The following is a 24,694-nucleotide window of genomic DNA, read 5'->3' on the forward strand; positions in this document are numbered from 1 at the left end:
CTACGCGGCGGCAGGCAAAATGTTCCCTCGGGCCGCAGAGGCGTGGGCGGGATCAGGGGTGCAGGCCGGACGCCCGCGCCGCAATGGCCGGGAACGGCGCCTCGATGGCGGTGCGCCCGGGCGTGTGCTCGTCGAGCGTGGCGCCGAGCTGGCGCAGGTAGGCCTGCACGAAGCGGCGCGACAACGGGCCGGAGAGCCGTTCCGTGCGCTCGCTTCCACGGATCTCCAGCCGGAGCGTCTGCGGGCTGGCGTCGAGGGCGATGAAGACGACTGCCCCGCTCCGGATCGCCGCGTCGGCATAGGCCGGCAGGATCTCCGCCAGCAGCATGGCGATGGAGACGCTGGTGTCGAGGTCGATCTCCAGCTCCTCGCCGGTGAAGTCGTAGGCGAAGCTGGCCTGGCCGCCGTCGGCGCCGGCCTGCAGGCGGTGGGCGACCTCGCGCACGACATGGCCGATCGGCACATGGCCGAGCTCCGAGACGGCATAGGAGGCCCGGTAGGCGGCCGAGAGCGCGTTGATGCGGTCCTCGGGAAAGCGCAGGATCGCGCGTTCCTCCAGGCCGAGCTCGCGCTTCTGCAGGGCGAGCAGCGATCCGATCACCTGGAGATTGTTCTTCACGCGGTGATGGATCTCCCGGATGTAGCTGTTGCGCGCCGCCACCGCATGCTCCAGGTCGCGGGTGCGCTCCATCATGCCGTCCGCCATGGCGTTGAACGCCCCGGCTAGCTCGGAGAACTCGCGCGGCGCCGCCGCGGCATCATCGATGCGGGTGGTCAGGTTGCCGGCGGTATAGGCGCGCGTCGCCGTGAGCAGGCTGGAGAGCCAACGCAGCACGCTGCCGTGCAGGCCGATCCAGATCGCCAGGGCCGCGGCCAGGATCGTCACCAGCGGCGCGAGGGCGGTGACGGCGAACTGGCGCAGCGGTCCGCCCAGGAGATCGCTCTCGCGCTGGAAGGTGAGCAGCCACAGGTCGACCGAAGGCAGCTTGGCCACGGTGTAGACGGACCGCTTGCCGTCGGCCGCCGCTGCCGTCACGGCGCGATCGTCCCCGGGCACCAGCGGCTCGGCCGGCCAGATCGCCGCCCGAGCCTGGCCCGACGGCGGGACGACGATGCGTCCGGCGCCGTCGGCCAGGGCGGCGACGCTGGAGGGCAGGCTGCGGAAGTCGGCGAGGACGTCGGCGAGATAGGCGTTGTCGATCAGCAGCACCACGCCGACCCCGGCCGTCTCCGGCTCGACGCTCGGCGCGGCCACGGCCAGAGCGAAGCGTCCGTCGGCCAGCACGGTCGGCCTGACGGACGCCGCGCTGCCGTCGGCGTGCGTGAGGTCGAGGCCGAGATCGGCGAACGAGGGCGCGCCGGGCTTGTGGGCCTCGCACCACGGCGTTCCACCCTTGAGCACGATGAAGCCGGAATAGCTGCGATAGCGATCCAGCATCGAGGCGGCATCCCGCCGGCATTCGCCGGCGTCTTCCCGGGCGAAGCTGCCGAAGGAGGCGAGGGTCGTCGCCGTGCGCGCCGCGCCGATCACCAGCACGTCGAGGCGGGTGCGCAGGACGTCGGCGTTGCGGTCGAGCGCGGCGAGCTCGCTGCGGCGCGTGGCGTCGAAGAACTGGTAGGCGATGGCGCAGACGACAATCGCCGCAGGCACGACCGCGGCGACCATGATCAGGAGGATCCGCAATCGCAGGGACGCTGGCACTGTCACCCCTAACGGCCGTCACAGACCGGGCTGGCCTGGGTTCGGTGGCGAGGTCGCCGCGAGCGTCGCCCGGTCCGGGCCGATCTCGGAGACGTCGCCGATCGACAGGAGGCTGGCCAGGCGCGCGCGAGCCCGGTTCAGCCGGCTCTTGATGGTGCCGACCGCCACCCCGCAGATCTCCGCCGCCTCCTCGTAGGAGAAGCCCGACGCGCCGACCAGCGTCAGCACCTCGCGCTGATCGGGCGGCAGCTGCACCAGGGCGTTCTGGAAGTCGGCCATGTCGAGGTGGCCGGCCTGCTCGCCCGCCACCGCGATCGACGCGGCATGCTTGCCTTCGACGTCCTCCACCTCCCGGCGCTTGCGCCGAAGCTCGGTGAAATAGGCGTTGCGCAGGATGGTGAACAGCCAGGCGCGCATGTTCGAGCCTTCGACGAAGCTGGCATGCGCCGCCCAGGCCTTCATCAGCGATTCCTGCACGAGGTCGTCGGCGCGATCGCTCTTGCCGGTCAGCGACAGCGCGAAGGCACGCATGTTCGGGATTTCAGCGAGGAGGCCGTCGCGGAAGGTCCGGGACTGGCTCATTCCGTCACCCCCTCCGGGCGTCCCGGCATCGTCTCGGGCTGTCCCGTGCTCATGGCCGGCGAGCCGCCGTCAAGCCTGGCCAGGAGATCCTTGAACCGGTCCGGCACCGGCTGGCTGACCACATCGTCGTAGAGCGCCTTGAGCTTTTCCCCGATCTTGACCTGCGCGTCCTTCGGCAAGGCCGGCGTCCGTCTCGACCGCGCGGTCTTGGGGCCTTGATCAACCATTCTTGTCTCCAAAGTCCACACCCGCCCCGGCCCTTCGCACGCCGGCGTCGCCGATACAGGCCCGCACGCCCTTCCCGCGGAGTCCGCGCTCGGGCAGGCTCGGAAGTCCGCAGGGTCCCGAAGTCCTGCCGCGTCCCATCGAAACTCGCAACGGTGCCGTGCCACAATTGTTCCAAACGGCCCGGAACTATTTTTGCGAGGCCGCGTTGAACAAAGGGTTCATGCCGGTCCGGGAACACCGCCGCAACTGCAGGTTTCAGGATGCTGCGGTGGTTCCGGCTTGCGCCGACGGGACCGGCGGGCAACCTTCCAATCGGCACTCTTGGGAGAAAGAAGACAACCATGTCGATAACCGACCTGATCGGGCCGCATCTGCCCTATCTGCGCCGCTTCGCCCGCGCGTTGAGCGGCAGCCAGGACAGCGGCGATGCCTATGTCGTGGCGACGCTGGAAACGCTCGTCGCCGATCGTCAGGCCCTCAGGACCGACATCGACCCCAAGCTCGCCTTCTACCAGCTGTTCCTGTCGATCTGGAACGGCGCGCCGATCAACGGCAAGGCGCCGATCCGGCTGGAGCCGGACGCCAAGCTGGAGCATCTCACGCCCCGGTCCCGCCAGGCCTTCCTCCTCACCAGCGTCGAGGGCTTCTCGCACGCCAATGCCGCGACGGTGATGGGCGTCGATCCCCCCGCCTTCGAGGCCCTGATCGACCAGGCCGCCCGCGAGATCGCCGAGCAGGTTGCGACCGAGGTGCTGATCATCGAGGACGAGCCGATCATCGCCATGGACCTGGAAGCCCTGGTAGAGGGCCTCGGCCATACCGTCACCGACGTCGCCCGCACCCGCGCCGAGGCGGTCAAGGCGGTGGCGCGAGCCCGGCCGGGCCTGGTGCTGGCCGACATCCAGCTCGCCGACGGCAGCTCCGGCCTCGATGCCGTCAACGACATCCTCGGCGACTTCACGGTGCCGGTGATCTTCATCACCGCCTATCCCGAGCGCCTGCTGACCGGCGCCAAGCCGGAGCCGACCTTCCTGATCACCAAGCCCTTCCAGGCCAACACGCTGAAGGCGGTGATCAGCCAGGCGCTGTTCTTCGACCAGAAATCGTCCCGGATCGTCGACGCCGCCTGAGCCCGCCCCCCCGCGTCGTCAGCGCCGCCGCATGGCCAGAAAGCCTGCGGCGAGCGCCGAGAGCGCCAGCAGCGCCGGCGCGCGCTTCAGCGCCGCGGCCGCCACCGGCACCACGGCGGTGACGACCGGGGCTGCCGCTGCGAGCAGGGCGGCGCGGCGCCTGGCCTCCCGCATCTGGTAGACGGCGATGCCGGCGCAGATCAGCGCCACCGCCACCACGCCCGCGGCGACCAGCAGCGCCGCCCCCACCTCGCCCCAGGCGGGCACGAGGGCGAAGAACACGGCGAGGAGCCCGAACAGGATGGCGATCAGCGCCAGCGCCAGGGCCGCGCCGTAGAACGCCACAGCCAGGAGGGCGCGCCTGACCAGCACGCCCCCGCCCACCGCCCCGAGGGCGCTCGTCAGCAGACCCATCGCCGCCGCTCCCCTGCGCCGGTCACTTCTGCGATCGCGCCATCAGGCCGAGGATCATGCCGAGACCGAGCGTGATCGCCAGGGTGCGGCCCGGATTCTTGCGCACCTCCGCCGAGACGGCGTCGATGAGCTGCAGCGACGCGTCCTTGGCCTTGTCGCCGGCCGCCGTCAGGTTCTCCAGCGAATGCGCCGTGAGCTCGCTCGCCAGCGTGCCGGCCTGGGCCGCGGTCTTCTCGACATTCTGCGCCACCTTGGCGCCCAGCCCGCTGGAGGACTTGGCGAGCATGTCGGCGACCGAGGAGGCGAGCTTCGTCATCTCGGCGCGGAGCGATTCGATCTGAGCGGCGACGTCGCCGGTATCGACGCCTTCGCCACTCACAAGGTCCAATTTGCGGGTCATCTCGGTCTCCATCTCATTGCTTCGTGGCGATGCGGGACGCCGGGCCACGCCCGGCGCCGGTCTGCGGGCGGCGGATCAATGCTGCGCGCGGTTCAGCCAGTCGTCGATCTGACGCTCCGCCTGATCCTTGGCGATACCGTAACGTTCCTGGATCTTTCCCGCGAGCTCCGTGCGCTTTCCTTCGACGACATCGAGGTCATCTTCGGTGAGCTTGCCCCACTGAGCCTGGGCCTTCCCCTTGAACTGCTTCCAATTGCCTTCGATACGATCCCAATTCATGGGCACCTCCACATTGACACGGGTGCGGCCCCTCGGGCCGCCGTGCCAATACAATCGTCGCAGGCGGCGATTGTTCCGGAACGGCCCGCGCCCGTGGCGCTGCCGTGCCGGAAGCCAGCATGGGACGATGCGCGCCGGCCGGCAAGGGCGGCGTCGGACTCGGTGGAGGGCTAGAACTTGTAACCGACGCGCATGCCGAGATTCGACAGGCCGCGGTTCTCGAAGCACAGATTCGCATTGGAATTGTGCTCGAACGTCGCCATCACGCTCCAGTGCTCGTCGAACTGGTAGCCGATCGAGGCGGACTCCCGGAACAACCAGTGGCACCCCAGCGGGTTCATGTCGTTGTGGGTGTCTTCCAGCTGACCGTTGTTGTAGCTGCCGCCGGCCGTGAACTCGACGAACCACGGCGCATCGAACGGCACGAAGTGCCAGGCGGCGCCGAAATAGACCGTGCTGGTCTTGCCGGCGAAATTGAGCGTGCCGCCGATCATCGGGCGGGGAATCAGCGATTCCGTCCAGTCGTCGGTGTGGAAGGGCTTGCCGAACAGCAATTCGCCGTTGAGGTCGATGCCGCCGTGCTCCGGGCTGCCCAGGGCGTGATTGTACACGCCGATGCGCACCTCGTCGAAGAAGGGGTCGCCGACCATGGCCGGCGCGCCCTCGGGCGCCGGCGCATCGGCCGCAGCCGCGGGGGAGATAGCCGCCACGAGGAGGCAGGCGGCCCGAAGTAGACGATGAATCATCGCAGATCCCGGCTCGGAGATAGAACGACTCATTCCGAACAAGCTGCCCCCGCGTCCATCAACACTGCATTAGCGTTAACGAGAGGTTACCTGTCCGCCCCTTCACCAGCCCGCGGCCCCGTCGATGCGAACGCCTGCCCCGGGGATAGGAAGCTGTGACGCGGGCGTCAATCCGGCAGCCGCGCCCCGTCCCCGGCCCCGCTTCGCGAACGCTCCGCATGATGCAAAAATGTCGAGCGGCAAGGCCCCATGCGACCCCATTGCGCCCGCGCGGGCGGCCGGCGTAGACGGGGTGGTGCCGCCGGCGTGCGGCGGTCGGACACCAACGGGGAGCGCGAATCATGGAGCTCGGATTGACGGGACGCACGGCCCTGGTCTGCGCCTCGAGCCGGGGCCTGGGGAGGGCCTGCGCGCTGGAGCTCGCCCGGGCGGGCTGCACGGTGGTGATCAACGGCCGCGACGCCGAGGCGCTCGAGGCGACGGCCCGGGACATCCGGGCCGAGACCGGCGCCCGGGTGGTGCCGGTCCTCGCCGACATCGCCACCCGCGAGGGCCAGGACGCCGCGATCGGCGCGGCGCCCGAGATCGACATCCTGGTCACCAACAATGGCGGGCCGCCCTTTCGCGACTTCCGGGCCGTCGACCGCGAGGCGATGCTGGCCGGCGTGGTCGGCAACATGATCACGCCGATCGAGCTGGTGCAGCGCCTGATCGACGGCATGGTGGACCGGCGCTTCGGCCGGATCGTCAACATCACCTCCGCCTCGGTGAAGATGCCGCTCGCCGGGCTCGACCTCTCCAGCGGAGCGCGTGCCGGCCTGACCGGCTTCCTCGCCGGCGTCGCCCGTTCGGTCGCCCATGCCAACGTCACCATCAACTTCCTGCTGCCCGGCTCCTTCGACACGCGGCGGCTGCAGTCCGGGTTGGAGCGCCAGGCGCAGAGCCGCGGCGTCGACGTCGCGGCGGTGCGCCGGGAAGAGGAGGCATCGATCCCGGCCCGGCGCATCGGCACGCCGGCGGAGTTCGGCGCGGCCTGCGCCTTCCTGTGCTCGGCCCAGGCCGGCTACATCACCGGCCAGAGCCTGCTGATCGACGGCGGTGCCTATCCCGGGGTGCTGTGAGCGCCCCAGGGGTGCTGTGACCGTCGCGGAAAAGCTGCATTCCTGGCCGAGGGTCGCGGGTTTCGGCCCACCGACGGAGGTTGCACTGCCCCGAAACCTCGCCGCAGGCCTGGCGTTCGCCGCCGCCCTGCTTTCCCCCGCGGCGATCGAGGCCCGGGCCGCGCAGTCCCCCTCCCCGGCCTGCATCGCGCTGACCTTCGACGACGGTCCGGATGCGACGCTGACGCCGCGCCTCCTCGACATCCTGGAGAAGAACGGCGTCCCCGCCACCTTCTTCGTCGTCGGCCGACGCATGGCGGAGGCGCCAGGCCTGGTCCGGCGCGAGCACGCCGACGGCGACGAGATCGGCAATCACACCTGGGACCACCAGCCCCTGCCCAGCCTCGGCGAGGACGCCATCGTCGCCGAGATCGCCCGCACCGACGCGGCGATCGAGGCCGAGGCCGGCCTGCGCCCGACCTTCATCCGCCCGCCCTACGGCGTGATCACGCCGGCGGTCGAGGACGTGCTGCGCCGGCACGGGCTGATGCGCCCGCTGGCCTCCTGGGACATCGACAGCTTCGACTGGCTGCACGGCAACGCCGTCTGGAGCGCCTTCCTGGCCGCCCGGGCCGCGCCGGGCTCGGTGATCCTGCTGCACGACATCCATCCCTCGACCATCGACGCCGTGCCGCGCATCATCGCGGCCGTGCGGGCCCGGGGGCTGGGCTTCGCCACCCTCTCCACGCTCGGCAGCTGCCGCGGGCCGGCAACGGCGCTCGCCGCATCCACCGCCGCGGGCCGGCCGGGCTGGACGGTGCGGCTGCTCCGGCCCCTGCGCAGCCTCATCGGCGGCATCGGCTCCTGAACGGCCATATCGAGGCCCGATTCCGGTGGCAGGCATGCCGACCTCCTCCTGGGACGAGCGGGCATGATCGACGAAGACGGCAAGCCGGTCAGGCTGGTGTGGAGCTTCAGCCGGGCGGAGCTGATCGCCGACGGCGTGGTGCACGTGCTCGGCAGCACCTTCGCGCTCTCGGCCGGCGTCACCCTGGTCGTGCTCTGCGCCCTGTTCGCCACCGGGCCGTCGCTGGCGGCGGCATCGGTCTACGCCGTCACCCTGGTCGCCACCTTCGGCATCTCGGCCGCGTACAATGTCTGGCCGGTCTGCCGCACCAAGTGGACGCTGCGGCGCTTCGACCATGCCACGATCTTCCTGCTGATCGCCGGCACCTACACCCCGTTCCTGATGCAGGTGCCGGACCGCTGGGTCAGCGTCGGGCTGCTCTCCGGCGTCTGGCTCGTCGCCCTGGCCGGCACGGTGCTGAAGCTCGGCTTTCCCGGCCAGCTCGACCGCCTGTCGATCGGCCTCTATCTCGCCCTGGGCTGGAGCGGCCTGCTGGCGAGCAACACCGTCATGGCGGTGCTGCCGCCCTCGGCGATCTGGCTGATCGGCATCGGCGGCGTGCTCTACACGGTCGGCGTCGTCTTCCACGTCTGGGAGAAGCTGCGCTTCCAGAACGCGGTCTGGCACGGCTTCGTGCTCGCCGCGGCCGGATGCCACTATGCCGCGGTGGTCGACAGCCTGGTGCTGGCGCCGGCCTGATACCGTCGGCCCCGGTCTCCGACCGGTGCCGAGCGGGTGACGCTCAAACGCCGCGCGGGCTTGTACCAAGGGTCGATGAGTCGAGCTCATCGACCCTTGGTACAAGCCCGAAATCGCCATCTCGCCTTGAATGCGGCACCGCAATATCCATCTATCGCCAATGTTGCATTGCAACATGACCGCTCGAAACCACCTCGTTCCGAGGCGGCTTGTGGAAAGGCGCGTGATGGCCAGCTTGCAGCAGACCCTTGTCGAACTGGAGAGGCTGAGGCGGCAATGGGCCCGCTCGCTGCCGGCCGACCCGGCCTTCGCCGGACCGTCCGATCGCCTGCGCGAGGTCGCCGCCTTCGGTCCCGACCCGGGCAACCTGCGCATGCTCGCCTATGTGCCGCCGCTCCTGGCGGCGCCGCGGGCGCTGGTCGTGGTGCTGCACGGCTGCACCCAGACGGCCGCCGGCTACGACCACGGCTCGGGCTGGTCGGCCCTGGCGGAGCGCCACGGCTTCTGCCTGCTCTACCCCGAGCAGCGGGCGGCCAACAATCCCAAGCTCTGCTTCAACTGGTTCGCCGAGGCCGATACCCGGCGCGGCGAGGGCGAAGTGCGCTCGATCCGCTCGATGATCGAGACCATGATCCGGGCGCACGGCATCGACCGCAGCCGCGTCCACATCACCGGCCTGTCCGCCGGCGGCGCCATGGCCTGCGCCATGCTGGCAACCTCGCCGGAACTGTTCGCGGCGGGCGGCATCGTCGCCGGCCTGCCCTATGGGGCCGCGACGTCGGTGCGCGAGGCTTTCGAGGCGATGGCGCGCGGCCGCGACCGGCCGGCCGAGGCCTGGGGCGACGGCATCCGGGCCGCCTCGGCCCATCGCGGCCCCTGGCCCCGCATCACCGTCTGGCACGGCGAGGCCGATGCGACCGTGGCTCCGGCCAATGCCGAGGCCCTGGTGCGGCAATGGCTCGACGTCCACGGCATCGACGCCGCGAGCGTCCGCAACCAGCCGGTGCCCGGTGCGTCCAGGCGGATCTGGTCGGGTCCGCGCGGCGTCGCGGTGGAGGCCTGGCTCGTTCCCGGCATGGGCCACGGCACGCCGCTGAAGACGTCAGGCGCCGGCGACGACGTCTGCGGCCACGCCGGTCCCTTCATGATCGAGGCGGGGATCTCGTCGACCTTCGCGATGGCCGGCGCCTGGGGCCTCACCGAGCAGCGCATGCCGGCGCGGCCGGCGGAGCCCGGCGGCAAGACCGGCCGGCCGGGGCCGGATCTGCCGATGCGGAGCACCGAGGTCGCGGCTTCGATCCGCCGCGCCCTGGCCGCCGCCGGCCTGGGGCGGCCCCGGACCTGAGCGCGGGGCCGCCGTCCGGGGGTCAGCGCACGCAGCGCCGGCCGTCGAAGCGCGTATAGGGCGGGCAGCGCGGACCGCCGGGGTTCACCGGCGGCGGCCCACGCCAATAGGGCGGGCGACCATAGACCGGCCCGGTCTCGACGACCACCGGGCGGGGTTCCACATAGACGGGGGCCGGGCGGACATAGACCGGCGCCGGCTGCACATAGACCGGCCGCGGGGCGGGATAGGGCCGATAGACCACCGTCTCCCCATCCGTCGCACAGCCGGAAAGCATGATGGCGGCCAAGCCCGCCATGACGATCTGGGCTTTCATGTCTTGTCTCCGATACGGTCGGACCGACCGAGACGGCGATCACATCACGAAAATCGTGAATATCGCGGTAAGGCATCGTTCAGCTTCAATTCATCCCGGCCGGCGAATCGTTCGCCCGGGCCTGTTTCCCTGGTGACGGCACGGATGGATGGCGCATGCGCGGCCTTGAGGCCTGCGCGCCGCTCGTGCATGGTGCGATGCGATACCCCACGAGCCCCCCTGCATGCGCAACCAGTTGATGTTCGCGATCTACGCGGCCCTGCTGCTGTGGTCCGCCTGGTCGGTCGTGACCGCGATCCGCACGGCCCGCGCGACCGATTTCGAGAGCCGGGAAGAGACGCGGCGCCATCCCGTCGACTTCGGCCTGAGCGTGCTCAGCCGCGTCGTGGTGCTGGTGCTCAGCATCATGGGCTGCGCCTACCAGTTCGGCTACGGCGTCGATCCCCTGACGGTGCTGCACCTCACCGGGAACGGGCAGGTGGTGGAGGCGTCGGGCGCGCGCTGAGCGGCCGCGCAGGCCGGCGTCACGCCGGGGGCAGCCCAGAGGCCATGCTCGATGCCGCCGCTGCGGCCCGCGCGCCCTGGAAGGCTGCGATTGTTGTTGCACCAATCGGGCCAGCTCCCCGTTCGGCCAAGGCGCTGACCTGGACCCGCGTCGATCGACCGTGCCGAGGCCGCTCGCCTCATCGCCGCCATCGGGCCGCGCCTCGCGGGGAACGCCGTGCTCCCATCCCGCGAAGCGCCGCTCCGGCAAGGTGCCGCCTCGGGCAGGCTGCCGCCTCAATCCCCGGCCGATGCGAACCTCGAGAGAGCGCTCGCGGTGCCATGGTCCCAGATGTGCCGCAGCTCCTCGCGGAAATCGGCCGCGAACGCCTCGGATTGGCCGAGGTCGCCGTAGATGTCGGACATGTCGAGCCATGCGCCCGGCCGGGCGCGTGCCGCATCCGCCGTCTCGCGCAGCCGGTCCCATTGAGGATCGTTCGCCTCGACGCGCCCGCCCGTTTCCATGGATCCCTGGCAGTATCGGCACCACAGCGCCGAAACCAGCGCCAGGCCGCGGGCACGCCCCGTCGCCCGCAACCGGTCGCGCGCGACCGGCAGAATGAATTTGGGCTGCCGGTTCGAGCCGTCGAAGCAGAGCCGCTGGATGGTGTCGGCGATGGCCGGATTGCCGAAGCGCCGCGCGACCGAGCGGAAATAGGCGCTCATGTCCGTGCCCGGTATGAGCCCCACCGTCGGAATGATCTCCTCCCGCTCCAGCTTGTCCAGGAACGAGCGGATCAGCGGATCGCCCATCGCGTCATGGACGAAGCGATGGCCGAGCAGCGCGGCGGGGTAGGCGAGCGCGGCGTGGCCGCCGTTGAGGATCCGGATCTTCATGGATTCGTAGGGCGCGACGTCGGCGACGAACTCGACGCCCACCTCTTCCAGCGCCGGGCGCCCCAGCGGGAAATGGTCTTCCAGCACCCATTGCCGGAACGGCTCGCAGAAGACCGGCCAATTGTCCTCGATGCCGAACCGCTCCCGCAGCAGGAGCACCTGCTCGTCGCTGGTCCTGGGCGTGATGCGATCGACCATGCCGTCGGGGCAGGCGACATTGTCCTCGATCCAGGCCGCCAGGTCCGGATCCCGGACGCCGGCCAGGCCCTTCAGCGCGCTCGCCGTCACGTGGCCATTGTGGGGAATGTTGTCGCAGGACACGACCGTGAAGGGCGCAATGCCGGCGGAGCGGCGGCGACGCAGGCCGGCGAGCATGATGCCGAAGACCGTCGCAGGCGATTCGGGCCTCGCCGCGTCGCCGAGCACGGCCGGGTGATCCGCGGCGAAGGCCCCCGACGCGTCGCGGAAATAGCCGCCCTCCGTGATGGTCAGCGACACGATGGCGATCGAGGGATCGCAGAGGCGTTCGACGATCGCGGCCGCATCGCCGGGAGCCAGGAAATCGACCATCGCGCCCGTCACGCGCGCGTCGATGTGCTCGACATCCTGCTCCACCACCGTGGTCAGCCAGTCCTGGTCCCGGAGCTTCTGCCAGCCGGGGCGCTCGCCGGGGAGAACGCCGGCGCCGACGATCCCCCAGCGCATGTCGGACCCGTGCTCCAGGAGATCGTCGATATAGGCCGCCTGATGGGCGCGGTGAAAATTGCCCACCCCGAAGTGAAGGATCCCGCCGCGGACCGCCGACCTGTCATAGGTGGGAACGCGGACCGGCGATCGCAGATCCGGAAGCGATGATGTCGAAAGCTTTGTCATGCGCCGTGGACGCTCCCTGTTGAGTCTTCGAAGCCGCATGCCGTTCCGATCGCGCCGGTGCAGCCTTGCCGGAGCGGGATCGGCGAAGACCATATCACCGTGCGCCCTCGCAGGTGAGGGCCGCTCCTCAGGTCCTCGCGCTGCTGGACGAACGGACGCGATCGAGCGCGACCGCGCCGATGATCACCAGGCCCTTGATAATGAATTGCCAGATGTCGGAGACGCCGGTCAGGATCAGGCCGTTGGAGAGCACGGCGATGATCAGGGCGCCGACGAGCGTGCCCCAGATCGAGCCGACGCCGCCGACGAAGCTGGTGCCGCCGAGGATGACGGCGGCGATGGCGTCGAGCTCGTAGGATCCGCCGAGCTGCAGGCCGTTGGCGGCATAGAGCTTGGCGGCGGACATCGCCCCGCCCAGGCCCGCCAGCAGGCCGGACATGCCGTAGACGAACAGCAGGATCGACCAGACCTTGATGCCGGCGAGGCGCGAGGCCTCGGCATTGCCGCCGATGGCATAGATGCGCAGCCCCAGCACGGTGCGGCGCAGGATCAGCCACGAGATCACGACCGTGGCGAGCGCGATCACCATCAGCCAGGGAACGCCGAAGATGGTTCCGTTGCCGATGAAGGCGAAGGGCAGGCTCGAGTTGAACACCGTCTTGTCCTCGCCGAACAGGCGGGCGAGGCCGCGCACGGCCGTCATCGAGCCCAGGGTGACGATGAAGGGCGGCAGGCGCATGAAGGCGATCAGCGCCCCGTTGGCCAGGCCGAGCAGGCCGCCGGTCACCAGCGCGGCCACCAGGCCCAGCATGCCCCAGCCGGGTATCAGCGAGACGATGAGGGCTGCCATGGCCGAGGCCGCCAGCACCGAGCCCACCGAGAGATCGATGCCGCCGGTGAGGATCACGAAGGTCATGCCGGCCGCCAGGACCGTGTTGATCGAGGCCTGCTGGGCGACGATCGACAGGTTGCTCCAGGTGCCGAAGCGGCCGCTGGCCCAGGACAGGCCGCCGGTCTCGACATAGCCGGACAGCAGCTGGAACAGGATGGCGATCAGCACGAGCGCGGGCAGCATGCCGAGGCCGCGCAAGGTGCCGGCCAGGGCCAGCCTGCGGCGCGAGGCGTCTGCCGCGGGGAGGTCGGTGGAGGTCATCGCGTCACCCTGCCTGTCGTGCGTGAGGAGGCATGTCGGCGGCCACGCATCACGCCGCGGCCTTTGCGGCCGACGTGGCGATGGCCATGATGTTTTCCTGCGTGATCGGCTCGCCGTTCGCGCCGCCGAGCTCGCCGGCGATATGGCCTTCTCGCAGCACCAGGACGCGGTCGCAGATGCCGACGATTTCCGGCAACTCGGAGGAGATCACGGCAATGCCGACGCCCTCGCGCGCCAGCCGGTCGATCAGGCGGTAGATCTCCGACTTGGCACCGATGTCGACGCCGCGGGTCGGCTCGTCCAGGATCAGCACGCGCGGCCTGGTCTCGAGCAGGCGCGACAGCAGGACCTTCTGCTGGTTGCCGCCCGACAGGCCGCCGACCGGCGCATCGGGCGAGGCGGTGCGAATGCCGGTCGCCTGGATCGCCTCGGCGGCGCGCCGGCGGCCCCTGCCGCGATCGAGCAGGGCGCCGGCCAGCGCATCGCGGCCGATCACGCCCAGGTTGATGTTCTCCGACACCGACATGTCGAGCATCAGGCCGAGCAGCTTGCGGTCCTCGGTCAGGTAGGCGATGCCGGCTTCGATGGCATCGAGCGGCGAGCGGATGGCCACCTCGCGGCCGTCGACCGCGACCGAGCCCGATAGTTTCGGGTCGGCGCCGTAGATCAGGCGGGCGAGCTCGGTGCGTCCCGCCCCGACCAGGCCGGCAATGCCGAGCACCTCGCCTTCATGGATGTCGAAGGAGCAGGGCTGGATCCGCCTGCCGTCGGCGATGTCGCGCACGCAGAGGATGAGCGGCCCGCGGCTCTGATGGGCGTCGTGCTCCTTCTTGTAGAAGGAGGAGAGGTCGCGCCCCACCATCATGCGCACGACCTTCGCCGGCGTCATCGCCTCGCGCTCCAGCGTGCCGACATAGCTGGCATCGCGCAGCACGGTGACGCGGTCGGCGAGGTCGTAGACCTCCTTCATGCGGTGGCTGATATAGACGATGGCCAGCCCCTCCTGCCTGAGCTGGCGCACCAGGGCGAACAGCCGCTCGGTCTCGCGCTCGGAGAGGGTGGTGGTCGGCTCGTCCATGATCAGCATGCGCGAGCGGGCATGCACGGCGCGGGCGATCTCGACCAGCTGGCGCTCGGCGATCGAGAGGTCCGCGACCTTGTCGCGCGCCGTGAAGGTCGCCCCGAGGCGCAGCAGCACGTCCTCGACGCCCGCGTTCATCGCCGCGCGGTCGATGAAGCCGGCCCGGCGCGGCTCGCGGCCGAGATAGATGTTCTCCGCGACGGTCAGGTTCGGAGCGAGGGCGAGCTCCTGATAGATGGTGGCGATGCCCAATTGCCTGGCCGCCATCGGCCCGTTGATCGCGACCTTCCGTCCGTCGATCAGGATCTCCGATCCGGCATCGGGCACATAGGCGCCGGAGAGGATCTTCATCAGGGTCGACTTGCCGGCGCCGTTCTCGCCCATCAGGGCATGGATTTCGCCGGGCCTGACGTCGAACGACACGCCCTTGAGCGCCTGGACCCGCCCGAACGTCTTGGAGACATTGCGCATGTCCAGGAATGGAGGCGCCGCGCCCGCGTTCATGCCGTCTTCGCTCATGGACTGCTACACTAGGAGTTGCGCCAGCGTCGCCGCAGTCCCCTGCGCCGCCAGCTGTCGTGAAATTCTCTGGTAGGCGGCGACGAAAGCCGGGCTCTGCCTGAGGCCGAGGCCGCCAAACGCCTCGATGCCGAGCACGGCCAGGGGATCGCCGGTCCGCAGGCCGCGCCAGTCCTGCGGCCCGATGCGCGGCTCGAAGATCTCGAACCCGACGCCCCTGTCGTCGACGCCGCCGAGATAGCGCCCGAAGCACGCGATGAGGAAGGCTTCGCGGGCGAGGTCGCCGCCGCCGGCGATCAATTGCGTGATCGTCCTGCCGTGGAACACGGGGATCTTGGAGGCGCCGTCGCCGGCCACCCGCAGCAGCTGGTCCTTGATCGCCGGGTTGGCGAAGCGCTCGACCACCGTGTCGGTGAAGGCCCGGGTCGAATAGCCGGAGGGCGGCACGACCAGGCGGCGGGCATCGAGCTCCCAGAATCTGCCCAGCAGGCGCGGAATGTCGGGATGGCGCATGCCCTCGTCGACGAGGCGCGAGCCCATCAGCAGGGCGGGGTAGCACATCAGCATGTGGGCGGCGTTGGAAAGTCGGCCCTTCACCGCGACATAGGCGGCGACCTCGTCGCTGAACACCACGCCGGCGCGCTCGAGGCTCGGCCGCCCGGCGCTGAAGCGATCCTCCACCACCCAGCTCGTATAGGTCTCGCAGGTCGCCGCCAGAAGATCGTCGACGCCGGTCGCCGCGGTGATCCGCCGGCGTTCCGCCTCCGGCACCTGCGGCGCGATGCGATCGACCATCGAGTTCGGGAAGGCGCCGTTCGCCTCGATCCAATCGGCCAGCGCCGGGTCCTTGGCCCGGGCGAAGCCGAGGACGGCGAGGCGCGCGGTGTCGCCGTTGCGCGGGAGATTGTCGCAGGACATCACCGTGAACGGCGGCAACCCGGCCTGGCGGCGGCGCGCCAGCCCCGCGACGATGGTGCCGAACGCCGTCTTCGGCGTCCGGCCGGCGAGGTCGCCGGCGACATCCGCCGCGGCGAGGCTGAACGCGCCGCTGGCCTCGTCGATGAAGTAGCCGCCTTCGGTGATGGTCAGCGAGACGATGCGCGTGGCGGGATCGGCAAGCCGCGCGAGGACGGCTTCCGGCTCGGCGGGAGCGTGGAGGTACTCGACCATCGCGCCGACGACCTGCGTCTTCTCAGGTGTCGGCCCGGTGAGCTCCGTCACGGTGTAGAGGTTGTCCTGGCGGCGATAGGCCTGCGCCTTGGCCAGGGCGGCGGGCCCGTCCGTCAGGCCGATCCCGCAGATGGCCCAGGCCTCGTGACCGGGAAGGTGCAGGCAGGCCTCGACGGCCACGGCCTGGTGCACGCGGTGGAAGTTGCCGACGCCGATATGCACGATGCCGGGACGAAGCCGGCTGCGGTCATAGCGCGGCCTGGTCACGGTCGGGCCGAACGATGCGAGCGTCGTGGTGTTGAGCGGGAGCATTCGACTCATGCCTTCCGGGCGTCGGCAGGCCCTCCTCCCCGCGGGAGGAGGGACCGTTCACGATCGAGGAAACAGCCTCAATCGTCGTGCTTGGCATTCCATCCCTGGTAGTCCCCGACATTCTCGCGGGTGACCAGCGTCGAAGGAATCAGCAGGAGCGTCTTTTCAGGCTTCTTGCCGTTGACGATATCCATGCCGGTCTGCGCCGAGACCTTGGGGATGGCGTAGAAGTCCTGGCTGGCCGAGGCCTTGATCATGTCGAGCCCCGGATCCTTCAGGGCCGCCTCGATGTCGGGCGAGCCGTCGACCGAGGTGATGAAGAATTCGCCGCGATTGGCCTGCTTGGCGGCCAGCGCCGTGCCGATGGCCTGGGGATCGTTGATGGTGAAGATGGCATCGATCTTCGGGAAGCGCGTGAGATAGCCCTGCGCCACCGCGAGGCCGCCATCGCGCGAGCCCTTGGCGTCCTGGTCGTCGGAGAGAATCTTGATGTCGGGATATTTGGAGAACACCGCCTTGCAGCCCGTCACCCGATCGACGACGGCCGAGACCTGGGGACCGTTCTCGATGATGACGCTGCCTTTGCCGTTCAGCTTGTCGGCGATGTACTGGCAGGAGATCCGCCCGGCCATGACGTTGTCGGTGGTGACGGCGGCGTCCGCCCCGTCGGCGACGGTGTCGAAGGCGATGACCGGAATGCCGGCAGCCTGGGCCTTCCGGATCGCCGGCGTGATCGCCTTGGGGTCGCCGGGGTTCAGCAGGATGAAGTCGACGCCGGCGGCGATGAAATTGTCGATCTGGTTGACCTGCTTGCCGAGGTCGTAGTCGTAGCCGACCGTCGTGACCTGGGCCTGCGGATAGGCCTTCTTGATCAGCCGCGTGGCCGTGTTGGCGATGATGACGAAGCCGGGGTTGCCGAGCGACCCGACGGATATGCCGACGGATCTGATGTCCTTGGCCAGGGTCGGGCCGGATGCGCCCGTGGCCAGGGCCGCGCCGGCCATGGCGATGCCGGCGAGATGGCTCAAAAATCTCATGGAACGGTTCCTCCCTGCGCGTCATGAACATTTATGCACAGTTCGTATATATGTTCATCACACCGCAATGGGCATGTCAATGCGCCTTCAAGCGCCCGCAAAGCGAGCGCTGTGCCGAGCAAAGCAAGCTTGATGGACGAAATCTGCGCTCAGAAGGCGATGACGCGCCTGGCCGTCGCCTCATCCGTGATGAGGCCCGTGAGAATTTGTCCGGCAATCGCAGAAAAGATTGATCTGGCCTTCGGCTCGCCGATCCCGACACCGACCACGAGCCGGCCCGAGCCGGGCTCCGGCGGCGCCGAGGTCAACCGGGAATTGACCTGGTTGCCGAGGATCCTGCCGCGGCTGTCGAAGTTCCAGCCCGTCACTTCGCCGGCGGCGCCGGCCTTCATGAGCTCGACGAGCTCCTCCCGGGAGATGAATCCGTCCTGAAACTGCGGAGCGCTCAGATCCATCTGCCCGACGCCCACGAGCGCGGCATCGGCCTTTGCGGCCAATGCATGGACTTTCTGGACGAGCGGCAGGGCTGCGAGCAGCTCGCGCTGCTCGCTCGTCTCCATCAGGACGGGAAGCGGAATGGGATAGTGCTTCGCCTTGGTGACGTCGGCGAGCTTGTGGAGCACGTCGAAGAAGCTCGCCGAGCCGTCGGGCGCAATATTGCCGACCAGAGCCACCAGCGTGTGGTGGCGGGCGTCCATCGGCACGATCTGATCCACGGCGGCCCGCAGGGTCCGCCCGGAACCGATCGCCAGGATGCTCGGCGTCGGCGACATCAGGATCTGCTCGATGAAGTTCGCCGCGCTCAAGGCCACGCCCGTCAAGGACTGCGGATTCTCCAGGTCGGTCGGCACGATCTCGCAATATTGCAGCCCGAAACGCTCCCGCAGCTGCTCGGAAAGCTCCATGCAGGCCGCCAGCCGGCGCTCGACGCGAAAGGTGATCAATCGCTCCGAGACGGCGAGCGTCACCAGCCGCTGGGCCGTGGGCCGCGAGACGCGAAGCTTGCGAGCGATCTCCTCCTGGGTATTGCCCGCGACGAAGTAGAGCCAGGCGGCGCGGGTCGCCGTCTCGATGCGCGAGGCGTCCGATTCATGTCCGGCCAAGGCGACCTCCATGGTGGTATCGCCGCGCTGGGCACGCCTGGCGCGGCGAGGCGATCGATCCGCGGGGGTCACCCCTGCCACCGGGCGCTGACCCCGTGCAGGCGGCGCATCACCGACCGCACGCTGTCGTCGAAGACCAGCTCACGATAGGCGCCGTAGATCTCGTCGTAGATCGCGCGATGCGCCTGGTTCGGCTCCAGCACCCGCTTGCTGCCTGCGCCGTACCGGAAGGATCCAGCGATATAGTCGGGAACAAGTCCTGCCGCCACGGCACCGTGTATCGCGGCGCCCACGGCGGTGGGGTTCTCGATTTTCGGGATCGAAACATTGCGGCCGAGCACGTCGGTCATCGTCTGCACGAGCAATGCGTTCCGGGAGAGCCCGCTCGTCAGGATCATTTCGTGGACGGGAACACCGCCGTTCTCGATCAGCTCGACGATCAGCCGCGCGCCGAAGCACAGGGATTCGACGAGCGACCGATAGATCTCCCCCGCGCTCGCGCCGATCCGCAGCCCGGCGAGGACGCCGCCCAGGCCCGAGTCGCGCCACGGTATGCGGTTGCCGCCGAACCAGTCCAGCGCGACCAGTCCGGACTGCCCCGGCCGCACCGCCGATGCGGCCGCGTCATAGCTGGCGAAGTTGCTCTGCATGTCCGGGGCGAGCGGGAACGTCTGCGCAAACCAGGTCAACATGTCGCCGAAGGCCGCCTGCCCCGCCTCGCAGCTCCACAGGCCCGGCAGCGCAGCCCCCATGGCGGCGCTCTCCAGCCCCGACGGCAGGGCGTGAGCCGTCGGATCGACGGCGATGAAGCCGGCGGAGGTGCCCAATGCGCCAACCAGCGCGCCGCCTCGCACGGCGCCGACGGCCGGCAGCACCGCGTGGGAGTCGATCGACGCCACGGCGACGATCGGCCAGCCCCGGATGCCGGTGCTGGACCGCCAGCGCTCGCTCAACTCGCCCGCCGCCGTGCCCACCGCCGTCGGCGGCCCGAGGCGCTCGCTCAACCCTGGGAGCAGATGCGAGGGATATCCCTCGTCGGGCGTGTATTGGGCCTTGAAGCAGGCAAAATCCATGCTGCGGCATTCCGAGCCGGTCAGCTGCCAGACCAGCCAGTCGCCGGCCTCGATGAAGCGCTCGCACCGGGACCAGGTCGCCGGAGACTGCCTCGCCAGCTCGATCGCCTTCGGCAGCATCGCTTCGCCGCTGACGCGGCCGCCGAAATTGTCGAGAAAGCGTCCGCCGAGGCGATTGACGTCGTCGGCGTAGGACTGGGCTGCCGTGTGCTTCCACAGCTTGACATAGGCGTGCGGCTCATCCGGCAGCGCCGCCTGGAGCGCACGGCCGTCGGCGAAGGCGGGCATCGGCGAGGAGGCGGTGAAGTCGATGCCGATCGACACGACCTGCCGCCCCTGCCCCAGCCGCGTCAGGATATGCTCGGCTGCCTCGAGATAGTCGGCGGGCACCTGCAAGGCATAGCCCGGCGGCAGGCGCCGCCCGTTCGGCAGGGCCTGAGACAGAACGCCGTGCCGGTAGCGATGCACGGCCGAGTCGACCTGCACGCCGGTTTCGGCATCGATCAGGACGCCGCGGGCGGAAGCCGTGCCGAAGTCTACGCCGATCAGGCACTGTTGAGACATGTCGGTGACAGCTCGTCGTCTCGGGAGCCGGGCCACGGCACGCGCGACGGCTGATAGCGCAGAGGGTCGCCCGGCCGCAAGCCGGCCGCGGCAAGCGCGGCAGCCCGCTGCGTGTCCAGACCTTTCGAGCTTCGGTTCGGGGTGGATTCCGGCCCTGCCGCCATGGGGCTAAGCTCGGCGAATCGCGGCGCGGCCGTCATGCGCCGAACGCTCGTTCGACCGCGCCCGGAGGCGACCAGGAATGGCAAATGACGACCGCACCCGGATCATTCCCAGGAGAACGCCGGAATCGGCGGCCATGTCGGCAAACGTCAAGCGGGCCATGGCGATCACCGCCGCTCTCAACCGTTTGACGTTCAACGACGCGGACGAGGTCCGGGCCTTGTTCAGCGATCTCATCGGCAGCACGGTGGACGACAGCTTCGTGTTGATCCCGCCGTTCTACACGGCCTGCGGGCTCGATATCCGTGTCGGGCGCAATGTCTTCGTCAATCAGAATTGCACCTTCTACGACCTCGGCGGCCTCGACATTGCCGACGACGTGATGATCGGGCCGAACGTGAGCATCATCACGACCGGCCACCCCCTCGAACCGTCCCAGCGGCGCGCCTTCGTCATCGCCAGGCCCATCGCGATCGGGAGAAACGTCTGGATCGCAGCCGGCGCGACCATCATCGGCGGCGTGACCGTCGGCGAGAACGCGGTCGTCGCAGCCGGCTCGGTCGTCACCAGGGACGTTCCGCCCAATACCCTCGTCGGCGGCAATCCGGCGCGGGTCATTCGCTCGATCGCCGACTGAGGGAGCCTCCGCCACGCGAATTTCCCCCGTGGGGCGGCAGGCCGGCCCCGTGCCCGCCGCCCGTGGCGCGCCTCGCCCTCCTCGCGTATTCTCTCCGGGCCATGCCCAAGCCGCCCACCAGCTCTCCGATCTCCCGCGCGATCAGGCTCGCGATCGAGGCCGCCTCCCTCGAAACCGCGAGGCAGGCCGCGACGGCTCAACGCCAGAAGGCGATGGCCACGCTCCTCGGGATACGGCTGGCGGAGTGCCGGAGGGCAGCCAGGAGGGAATTGGCGAAGATCGAGCCGGAGACCGAAGGGGAAAGCTGAAGGCCGGCTGCCGTTCCGGACGGTCTCGCGCCAGCCAATGGCCCCTGCCATCGCGACGCTCGTGGCCGGCTGCTCGGCTCGGCGGGGGCCATTGCTGCCCCTTCCTGCAGGCCGCCCCGCCTGGCGCCCGGAAGTCGGACCCGGCAGCTCCTGCACGCTCCTCTGTGGGTAACTTCTCCGGGGCTTCGCCATGCTCTCGGACAGGCGTATAGTTTGCCGGCTTCAATCGGGACCCGCTCCGAATTGGCCGAGCTTGTGACGCATGTCGAAACCCGCCGTGTCGCCGTTCCGGCCGGCTGGGCCGCAGCGAAGCAGACCCACCCTGCTGTCGCCATGGCCATTCACGCCATCAGCAGCCCCATGCGCAGCGCCGAAGCGATCTGGGATCTGCCGACATCGGCCGAATGCGAAGAGGTGAAGAGGCGCGTGCAGGCCTATATCAGCGAAGGCGCCTTTCCTGCCGATCCGGACGGCATCTACGAGTGGGGCCTCAATCTTCTCGTGCTGGCCAAGGGCCGCAATGGGACGGCGACCGAGGTCTAGGGCCTTGTCCCCGGCCTTGATCGCGCGGCATCGCCGCGACGCCTGACGCGGTACCGAGCGCCCTCGCATCCCCTGCCTGCGGCAGCCACTCCCCGCGCCGTCTTCCGCGACAGTCTGCTCCCGTTCGCGGCTGTCGGCGGTGCCCGTCCGGTTCGCATGGGACAGCAGGGCGCGCGCCCATGACGGACCGGCGCCGCCCTGCCGAGCGGATCGTCCATCGCTCCTCGCCGAGACCGACGTCACAAAAGCTTAAAGATCGAAGACTACGGCTCTGGATCGTTCCGACCCCAGCTCCATGCGCGCATCGCGCGCCGACTGCTACCGCGAATTGCCGGCCATCAGAGATCTGGAAGGCCCGATCGCACGGGCTCACTCGACCACGACAGGGGGGCGATATGGATGGAGAGGCGACAGCTGGGGCGGCAGTCCCGGCCAGGCAGGGCGACGAAAGCTCGAGCGCCGAGCCGCTCAACCGGCTGTTCGTCCGGCATCTCATGTCGGACGCCGTTGTCGAGCCCGCCAGGGCCTATGAGCGCCAACGCTTCGAAGCCGTGGCGCGATCCGTGCGCGATCTCCTGTCGCAGCGATGGATCGACACGCAGCGCTCCTATGACCGGCAGAATCCGAAGCGGATCTATTATCTGTCGATGGAGTTCCTCATCGGCCGGTCGCTGAGCAACAACATCGTCAACATGATGCTGGACCCGCTCGTCGCGCGTGCGCTTCGCGACGAGGGCCTGGACGTGATGGCCATGGTCGAGCAGGAGCCCGACGCCGGGCTCGGCAATGGCGGACTCGGCCGGCTCGCCGCCTGCTTCCTCGACTCCATGGCCACGATGCAGCTCCCGGCCATGGGTTACGGGCTGCGCTACGAATACGGCATGTTCAACCAGTCCATCGTCGACGGCTGGCAGCGGGAACGGCCGGACAACTGGCTCCGCCGGCAGGACCCCTGGGAAATCTCCCGTCGCAGCGAAGCCGTCGAGATCAAGCTCGCCGCAACGTTCGAGATGCATCAGGAGCGCCTGCAGGTCGTTCCCAACCGCCCCTCGGTTCTCGTGGGCGTGCCCTATGACCGGCCGATCGTCGGCTTCGGCGGCCGCACGGTCAACAGCTTGCGCCTATGGAGCGCCGCGGCGCACGATTCGTTCGACTTTCAGGAGTTCAGCACCGGCGACTTCGTCGGCGCGCTCGTCGGGGGCATCTCGGCGCACACCGTGACCCGCGTGCTCTATCCCGACGATTCGACGGAGATGGGCCAGGGCCTGCGCTTCGTTCAGGAATATTTCCTGGTCGCCTGCTCGCTTGCCGATCTCGTGCGCCGGTTTCGCAGCGCCAACGACGATTGGAGCACCCTTCCCGACAAGGTCGCGATCCAGCTCAACGACACGCATCCCACGCTCGCCGTCCCCGAGTTGATGCGCATCCTTCTCGACGAGGCCCATCTCGGCTGGGATGAGGCCTGGGATCTCACGCAGCGCACGCTCGCCTATACCAACCACACGCTGCTTCCCGAGGCGCTCGAGAAGTGGCCGCTGCATTATTTCCAGCAGCTGCTGCCGCGCCAGCTCGAGATCATCTACGAGATCAACCACCGTTTCCTCTCCGAGGTGCGGCGGCTCTACCCGGGCGACGAGGCGCGCGTCGAACGCGTCAGCCTCATCGAGGAGGGCGCCGAGGACAAGGTGCGGATGGCGAACCTGGCGATCGTCGGATCGCACAGCACCAACGGCGTCGCCGCGATCCATTCGCGATTGCTGCGCAGCTCGACGGTCAAGGATCTCGCGGAGATCTTTCCGGAGCGGTTCAACAACAAGACGAATGGCGTGACGCCGCGGCGCTGGCTGACGTTGGCGAACCCCGGCCTGGCGCGCACCATCACGAGCGTGATCGGCGAGGGATGGGTGACGGATTTCGGCCAGGTCGCCAGGCTGAAGCCGGCCGCCGACGATCGCGGGATTCGCGAGATGGTCCTGACGACGAAACGCGATGCCAAGGCCCAGTTCGGCACCTGGCTGAAAGCGGCGACCGGCGAGGTCGTCGACCCCGACAGCATCTTCGATTGCCAGATCAAGCGCATCCACGAGTACAAGCGGCAGATGCTGAATGCGCTCCGCGTGGTGATTCTCTACAACCGGTTGCGGACGGGATCGGCAGCGGACGTGGCTCCGCGGACGTTCTTCTTCGCGGGCAAGGCGGCGCCCGCCTATCGCCTCGCCAAGCTGATCATCAAGTTCATCAACAATCTCGCCGGCACGATCGATGGCGACCCCGTCGCGCGGGGACGGCTCAAGGTGGTCTTCCTGCCGGAATACAATGTCTCCCTCGCCGAACGCCTGATTCCGGCGGCCGACGTCTCCAACCAGATCTCCACCGCCGGCTATGAGGCCAGCGGCACCAGCAACATGAAGTTCATGATGAACGGCGCGCTGACCATCGGCACGCGCGATGGCGCCACGATCGAGATGGCCGAAGAAGCAGGAGAGGAGAACTTCTTCCTGTTTGGCTTGACAGCCCAAGAGGTGGCCGACAGCGCCGGGTGGTACAATCCCCACTGGCACCATGACAACGACCCGGAGACCAGGGCGGCCTTCGACCTGATCGCCGGCGATTTCTTCAGCCAGAACGAGCGCGGCGCCTTTGCCCCGCTGCTGGACAGGCTCCTGAAGGACGGCGACCACTACAGGCACCTGGCCGATCTCGGTTCGTATCTCGAAGCGGACCGGGCGCTCTGCGCGCTCTACGCGGACAGGGATGCCTGGGCGCGCAAGGCCATTCTCAACATCGCCGGCTCGGGCAAATTCTCCAGCGATCGCACCATCGCGCAATATGCGACCGAGATCTGGGGTGTCGCGCCATGTCCGGTGCCTTGATCGCCCGGCCCGTCGGCTGCAGCCGCGCCGCCGGCGCCAACCGGCCGCGAGGGACACT

24 protein-coding genes are annotated in these 24,694 nt (G+C 69.1%); 9 read left to right on the forward strand and 15 right to left on the reverse strand.

What is annotated here, in order from left to right; genetic code table 11:
• Positions 1–52 precede the first annotated feature (52 nt).
• From QO011_RS00920 to QO011_RS00930, 3 genes are read right to left on the reverse strand one after another with little or no spacing between them, the layout of a single operon-like run.
• Positions 53–1,666, reverse strand: a complete 1,614-nt coding sequence (locus QO011_RS00920) for a sensor histidine kinase (protein WP_307266516.1) — start codon at positions 1,664–1,666, stop codon at positions 53–55.
• 54 nt (positions 1,667–1,720) lie between these two features.
• Positions 1,721–2,284: a sigma-70 family RNA polymerase sigma factor gene (locus QO011_RS00925; protein WP_307266520.1), complete on the reverse strand. Its 564-nt coding sequence runs from the start codon at positions 2,282–2,284 to the stop codon at positions 1,721–1,723.
• Complete coding sequence (locus tag QO011_RS00930) at positions 2,281–2,511, reverse strand: NepR family anti-sigma factor (protein WP_307266523.1); 231 nt, start codon at positions 2,509–2,511, stop codon at positions 2,281–2,283. Before QO011_RS00930 ends, QO011_RS00925 begins: the two co-directional genes overlap by 4 nt.
• Before the next feature lie 342 nt (positions 2,512–2,853).
• Here QO011_RS00930 and QO011_RS00935 point away from each other — a divergent pair, with 342 nt between their 5' ends.
• Positions 2,854–3,642 carry a response regulator gene (locus QO011_RS00935; RefSeq protein WP_307266525.1) on the forward strand — a complete coding sequence of 263 codons (789 nt, stop codon included), beginning with the start codon at positions 2,854–2,856 and terminating at the stop codon, positions 3,640–3,642.
• Between the two features lie 18 nt (positions 3,643–3,660).
• Here QO011_RS00935 and QO011_RS00940 read toward each other — a convergent pair whose 3' ends face one another.
• The 4 genes from QO011_RS00940 to QO011_RS00955 form a co-directional block, all read right to left on the reverse strand.
• Positions 3,661–4,056, reverse strand: coding sequence for a hypothetical protein (locus QO011_RS00940; protein WP_307266526.1), 396 nt, complete (start codon positions 4,054–4,056; stop codon positions 3,661–3,663).
• A gap of 22 nt (positions 4,057–4,078) precedes the next feature.
• Positions 4,079–4,456 (reverse strand): hypothetical protein, encoded by a 378-nt coding sequence (locus QO011_RS00945; protein WP_307266529.1) that lies wholly within the window; start codon positions 4,454–4,456, stop codon positions 4,079–4,081.
• A 75-nt stretch (positions 4,457–4,531) separates the two neighbouring features.
• Positions 4,532–4,735, reverse strand: coding sequence for a CsbD family protein (locus QO011_RS00950; protein WP_307266533.1), 204 nt, complete (start codon positions 4,733–4,735; stop codon positions 4,532–4,534).
• Positions 4,736–4,905: 170 nt separating this feature from the next.
• Positions 4,906–5,481, reverse strand: a complete 576-nt coding sequence (locus QO011_RS00955; RefSeq protein ID WP_307266536.1) for an acyloxyacyl hydrolase — start codon at positions 5,479–5,481, stop codon at positions 4,906–4,908.
• A 341-nt stretch (positions 5,482–5,822) separates the two neighbouring features.
• On the opposite strand from QO011_RS00955, the gene QO011_RS00960 reads away from it, so the two are divergent.
• The 4 genes from QO011_RS00960 (at position 5,823) to QO011_RS00975 (ending at position 9,532) form a co-directional block, all read left to right on the forward strand.
• Complete coding sequence (locus QO011_RS00960) at positions 5,823–6,602, forward strand: SDR family oxidoreductase (RefSeq protein WP_307266538.1); 780 nt, start codon at positions 5,823–5,825, stop codon at positions 6,600–6,602.
• A gap of 16 nt (positions 6,603–6,618) precedes the next feature.
• A complete protein-coding gene (locus QO011_RS00965) occupies positions 6,619–7,449 on the forward strand; it encodes a polysaccharide deacetylase family protein (RefSeq protein WP_307266539.1) in 831 nt (276 codons plus the stop codon).
• 63 nt (positions 7,450–7,512) lie between these two features.
• A complete protein-coding gene (gene trhA, locus QO011_RS00970) occupies positions 7,513–8,187 on the forward strand; it encodes a PAQR family membrane homeostasis protein TrhA (RefSeq protein WP_307266541.1) in 675 nt (224 codons plus the stop codon).
• Positions 8,188–8,413: 226 nt separating this feature from the next.
• On the forward strand, positions 8,414–9,532 hold the full coding sequence (locus tag QO011_RS00975) for an extracellular catalytic domain type 1 short-chain-length polyhydroxyalkanoate depolymerase (RefSeq protein ID WP_307266543.1): 1,119 nt from the start codon (positions 8,414–8,416) through the stop codon (positions 9,530–9,532).
• Positions 9,533–9,554: 22 nt separating this feature from the next.
• Here the strand turns inward: QO011_RS00975 and QO011_RS00980 are convergent, their stop codons facing one another.
• Entirely contained in the window at positions 9,555–9,848 is a 294-nt protein-coding gene (locus QO011_RS00980; RefSeq protein WP_307266545.1) for a YajG family lipoprotein, read from the reverse strand.
• Between the two features lie 223 nt (positions 9,849–10,071).
• Between QO011_RS00980 and QO011_RS00985 the strand changes: the two genes are divergently transcribed.
• A complete protein-coding gene (locus tag QO011_RS00985; RefSeq protein WP_307266546.1) occupies positions 10,072–10,353 on the forward strand; it encodes a hypothetical protein in 282 nt (93 codons plus the stop codon).
• Between the two features lie 275 nt (positions 10,354–10,628).
• On the opposite strand, the gene QO011_RS00990 is transcribed toward QO011_RS00985, so the two are convergent.
• From QO011_RS00990 to QO011_RS01020, 7 genes are all read right to left on the reverse strand, one after another.
• On the reverse strand, positions 10,629–12,101 hold the full coding sequence (locus QO011_RS00990) for a mannitol dehydrogenase family protein (protein ID WP_307266549.1): 1,473 nt from the start codon (positions 12,099–12,101) through the stop codon (positions 10,629–10,631).
• Between the two features lie 127 nt (positions 12,102–12,228).
• Complete coding sequence (locus QO011_RS00995; protein WP_307266552.1) at positions 12,229–13,254, reverse strand: ABC transporter permease subunit; 1,026 nt, start codon at positions 13,252–13,254, stop codon at positions 12,229–12,231.
• A gap of 49 nt (positions 13,255–13,303) precedes the next feature.
• On the reverse strand, positions 13,304–14,854 hold the full coding sequence (locus QO011_RS01000) for a sugar ABC transporter ATP-binding protein (RefSeq protein WP_307266557.1): 1,551 nt from the start codon (positions 14,852–14,854) through the stop codon (positions 13,304–13,306).
• A 6-nt stretch (positions 14,855–14,860) separates the two neighbouring features.
• Complete coding sequence (locus tag QO011_RS01005; RefSeq protein WP_307266560.1) at positions 14,861–16,345, reverse strand: mannitol dehydrogenase family protein; 1,485 nt, start codon at positions 16,343–16,345, stop codon at positions 14,861–14,863.
• Between the two features lie 68 nt (positions 16,346–16,413).
• The gene (locus tag QO011_RS01010; protein ID WP_307266562.1) at positions 16,414–17,373 is read right to left on the reverse strand and encodes an ABC transporter substrate-binding protein; all 960 of its coding nucleotides are present in this window, start codon (positions 17,371–17,373) and stop codon (positions 16,414–16,416) included.
• Positions 17,374–17,522: 149 nt separating this feature from the next.
• A complete protein-coding gene (locus QO011_RS01015; RefSeq protein WP_307266565.1) occupies positions 17,523–18,476 on the reverse strand; it encodes a sugar-binding transcriptional regulator in 954 nt (317 codons plus the stop codon).
• Between the two features lie 68 nt (positions 18,477–18,544).
• On the reverse strand, positions 18,545–20,149 hold the full coding sequence (locus tag QO011_RS01020; protein WP_307266568.1) for an FGGY-family carbohydrate kinase: 1,605 nt from the start codon (positions 20,147–20,149) through the stop codon (positions 18,545–18,547).
• A gap of 286 nt (positions 20,150–20,435) precedes the next feature.
• Between QO011_RS01020 and QO011_RS01025 the strand changes: the two genes are divergently transcribed.
• From QO011_RS01025 to QO011_RS01035, 3 genes are all read left to right on the forward strand, one after another.
• Positions 20,436–20,912 (forward strand): sugar O-acetyltransferase, encoded by a 477-nt coding sequence (locus QO011_RS01025; RefSeq protein ID WP_307266571.1) that lies wholly within the window; start codon positions 20,436–20,438, stop codon positions 20,910–20,912.
• 551 nt (positions 20,913–21,463) lie between these two features.
• Positions 21,464–21,763, forward strand: coding sequence for a hypothetical protein (locus QO011_RS01030; protein ID WP_307266573.1), 300 nt, complete (start codon positions 21,464–21,466; stop codon positions 21,761–21,763).
• Between the two features lie 179 nt (positions 21,764–21,942).
• On the forward strand, positions 21,943–24,636 hold the full coding sequence (locus QO011_RS01035; RefSeq protein WP_307266574.1) for a glycogen/starch/alpha-glucan phosphorylase: 2,694 nt from the start codon (positions 21,943–21,945) through the stop codon (positions 24,634–24,636).
• The last annotated feature ends 58 nt before the right edge of the window (positions 24,637–24,694 follow it).

The sequence above is a fragment of the Labrys wisconsinensis genome (assembly GCF_030814995.1).
Lineage (GTDB): Bacteria > Pseudomonadota > Alphaproteobacteria > Rhizobiales > Labraceae > Labrys > Labrys wisconsinensis.

Excerpts from the sequence above, each read along its gene's own strand:
- QO011_RS00975 (WP_307266543.1), top strand. The coding sequence starts at position 8,414 with ATGGCCAGCTTGCAGCAGACCCTTGTCGAACTGGAGAGGCTGAGGCGG.
- QO011_RS00960 (WP_307266538.1), top strand. The coding sequence starts at position 5,823 with ATGGAGCTCGGATTGACGGGACGCACGGCCCTGGTCTGCGCCTCGAGC.
- QO011_RS00920 (WP_307266516.1), bottom strand. The coding sequence starts at position 1,666 with ATGGTCGCCGCGGTCGTGCCTGCGGCGATTGTCGTCTGCGCCATCGCC.
- QO011_RS01025 (WP_307266571.1), top strand. The coding sequence starts at position 20,436 with ATGGCGATCACCGCCGCTCTCAACCGTTTGACGTTCAACGACGCGGAC.
- trhA (WP_307266541.1), top strand. The coding sequence starts at position 7,513 with ATGATCGACGAAGACGGCAAGCCGGTCAGGCTGGTGTGGAGCTTCAGC.
- QO011_RS00930 (WP_307266523.1), bottom strand. The coding sequence starts at position 2,511 with ATGGTTGATCAAGGCCCCAAGACCGCGCGGTCGAGACGGACGCCGGCC.
- QO011_RS00935 (WP_307266525.1), top strand. The coding sequence starts at position 2,854 with ATGTCGATAACCGACCTGATCGGGCCGCATCTGCCCTATCTGCGCCGC.
- QO011_RS00980 (WP_307266545.1), bottom strand. The coding sequence starts at position 9,848 with ATGAAAGCCCAGATCGTCATGGCGGGCTTGGCCGCCATCATGCTTTCC.
- QO011_RS00925 (WP_307266520.1), bottom strand. The coding sequence starts at position 2,284 with ATGAGCCAGTCCCGGACCTTCCGCGACGGCCTCCTCGCTGAAATCCCG.
- QO011_RS00945 (WP_307266529.1), bottom strand. The coding sequence starts at position 4,456 with ATGACCCGCAAATTGGACCTTGTGAGTGGCGAAGGCGTCGATACCGGC.
- QO011_RS01005 (WP_307266560.1), bottom strand. The coding sequence starts at position 16,345 with ATGAGTCGAATGCTCCCGCTCAACACCACGACGCTCGCATCGTTCGGC.
- QO011_RS00955 (WP_307266536.1), bottom strand. The coding sequence starts at position 5,481 with ATGATTCATCGTCTACTTCGGGCCGCCTGCCTCCTCGTGGCGGCTATC.
- QO011_RS00985 (WP_307266546.1), top strand. The coding sequence starts at position 10,072 with ATGCGCAACCAGTTGATGTTCGCGATCTACGCGGCCCTGCTGCTGTGG.
- QO011_RS01035 (WP_307266574.1), top strand. The coding sequence starts at position 21,943 with ATGACGGACCGGCGCCGCCCTGCCGAGCGGATCGTCCATCGCTCCTCG.
- QO011_RS01010 (WP_307266562.1), bottom strand. The coding sequence starts at position 17,373 with ATGAGATTTTTGAGCCATCTCGCCGGCATCGCCATGGCCGGCGCGGCC.
- QO011_RS00940 (WP_307266526.1), bottom strand. The coding sequence starts at position 4,056 with ATGGGTCTGCTGACGAGCGCCCTCGGGGCGGTGGGCGGGGGCGTGCTG.
- QO011_RS00995 (WP_307266552.1), bottom strand. The coding sequence starts at position 13,254 with ATGACCTCCACCGACCTCCCCGCGGCAGACGCCTCGCGCCGCAGGCTG.
- QO011_RS00950 (WP_307266533.1), bottom strand. The coding sequence starts at position 4,735 with ATGAATTGGGATCGTATCGAAGGCAATTGGAAGCAGTTCAAGGGGAAG.
- QO011_RS01000 (WP_307266557.1), bottom strand. The coding sequence starts at position 14,854 with ATGAGCGAAGACGGCATGAACGCGGGCGCGGCGCCTCCATTCCTGGAC.
- QO011_RS00990 (WP_307266549.1), bottom strand. The coding sequence starts at position 12,101 with ATGACAAAGCTTTCGACATCATCGCTTCCGGATCTGCGATCGCCGGTC.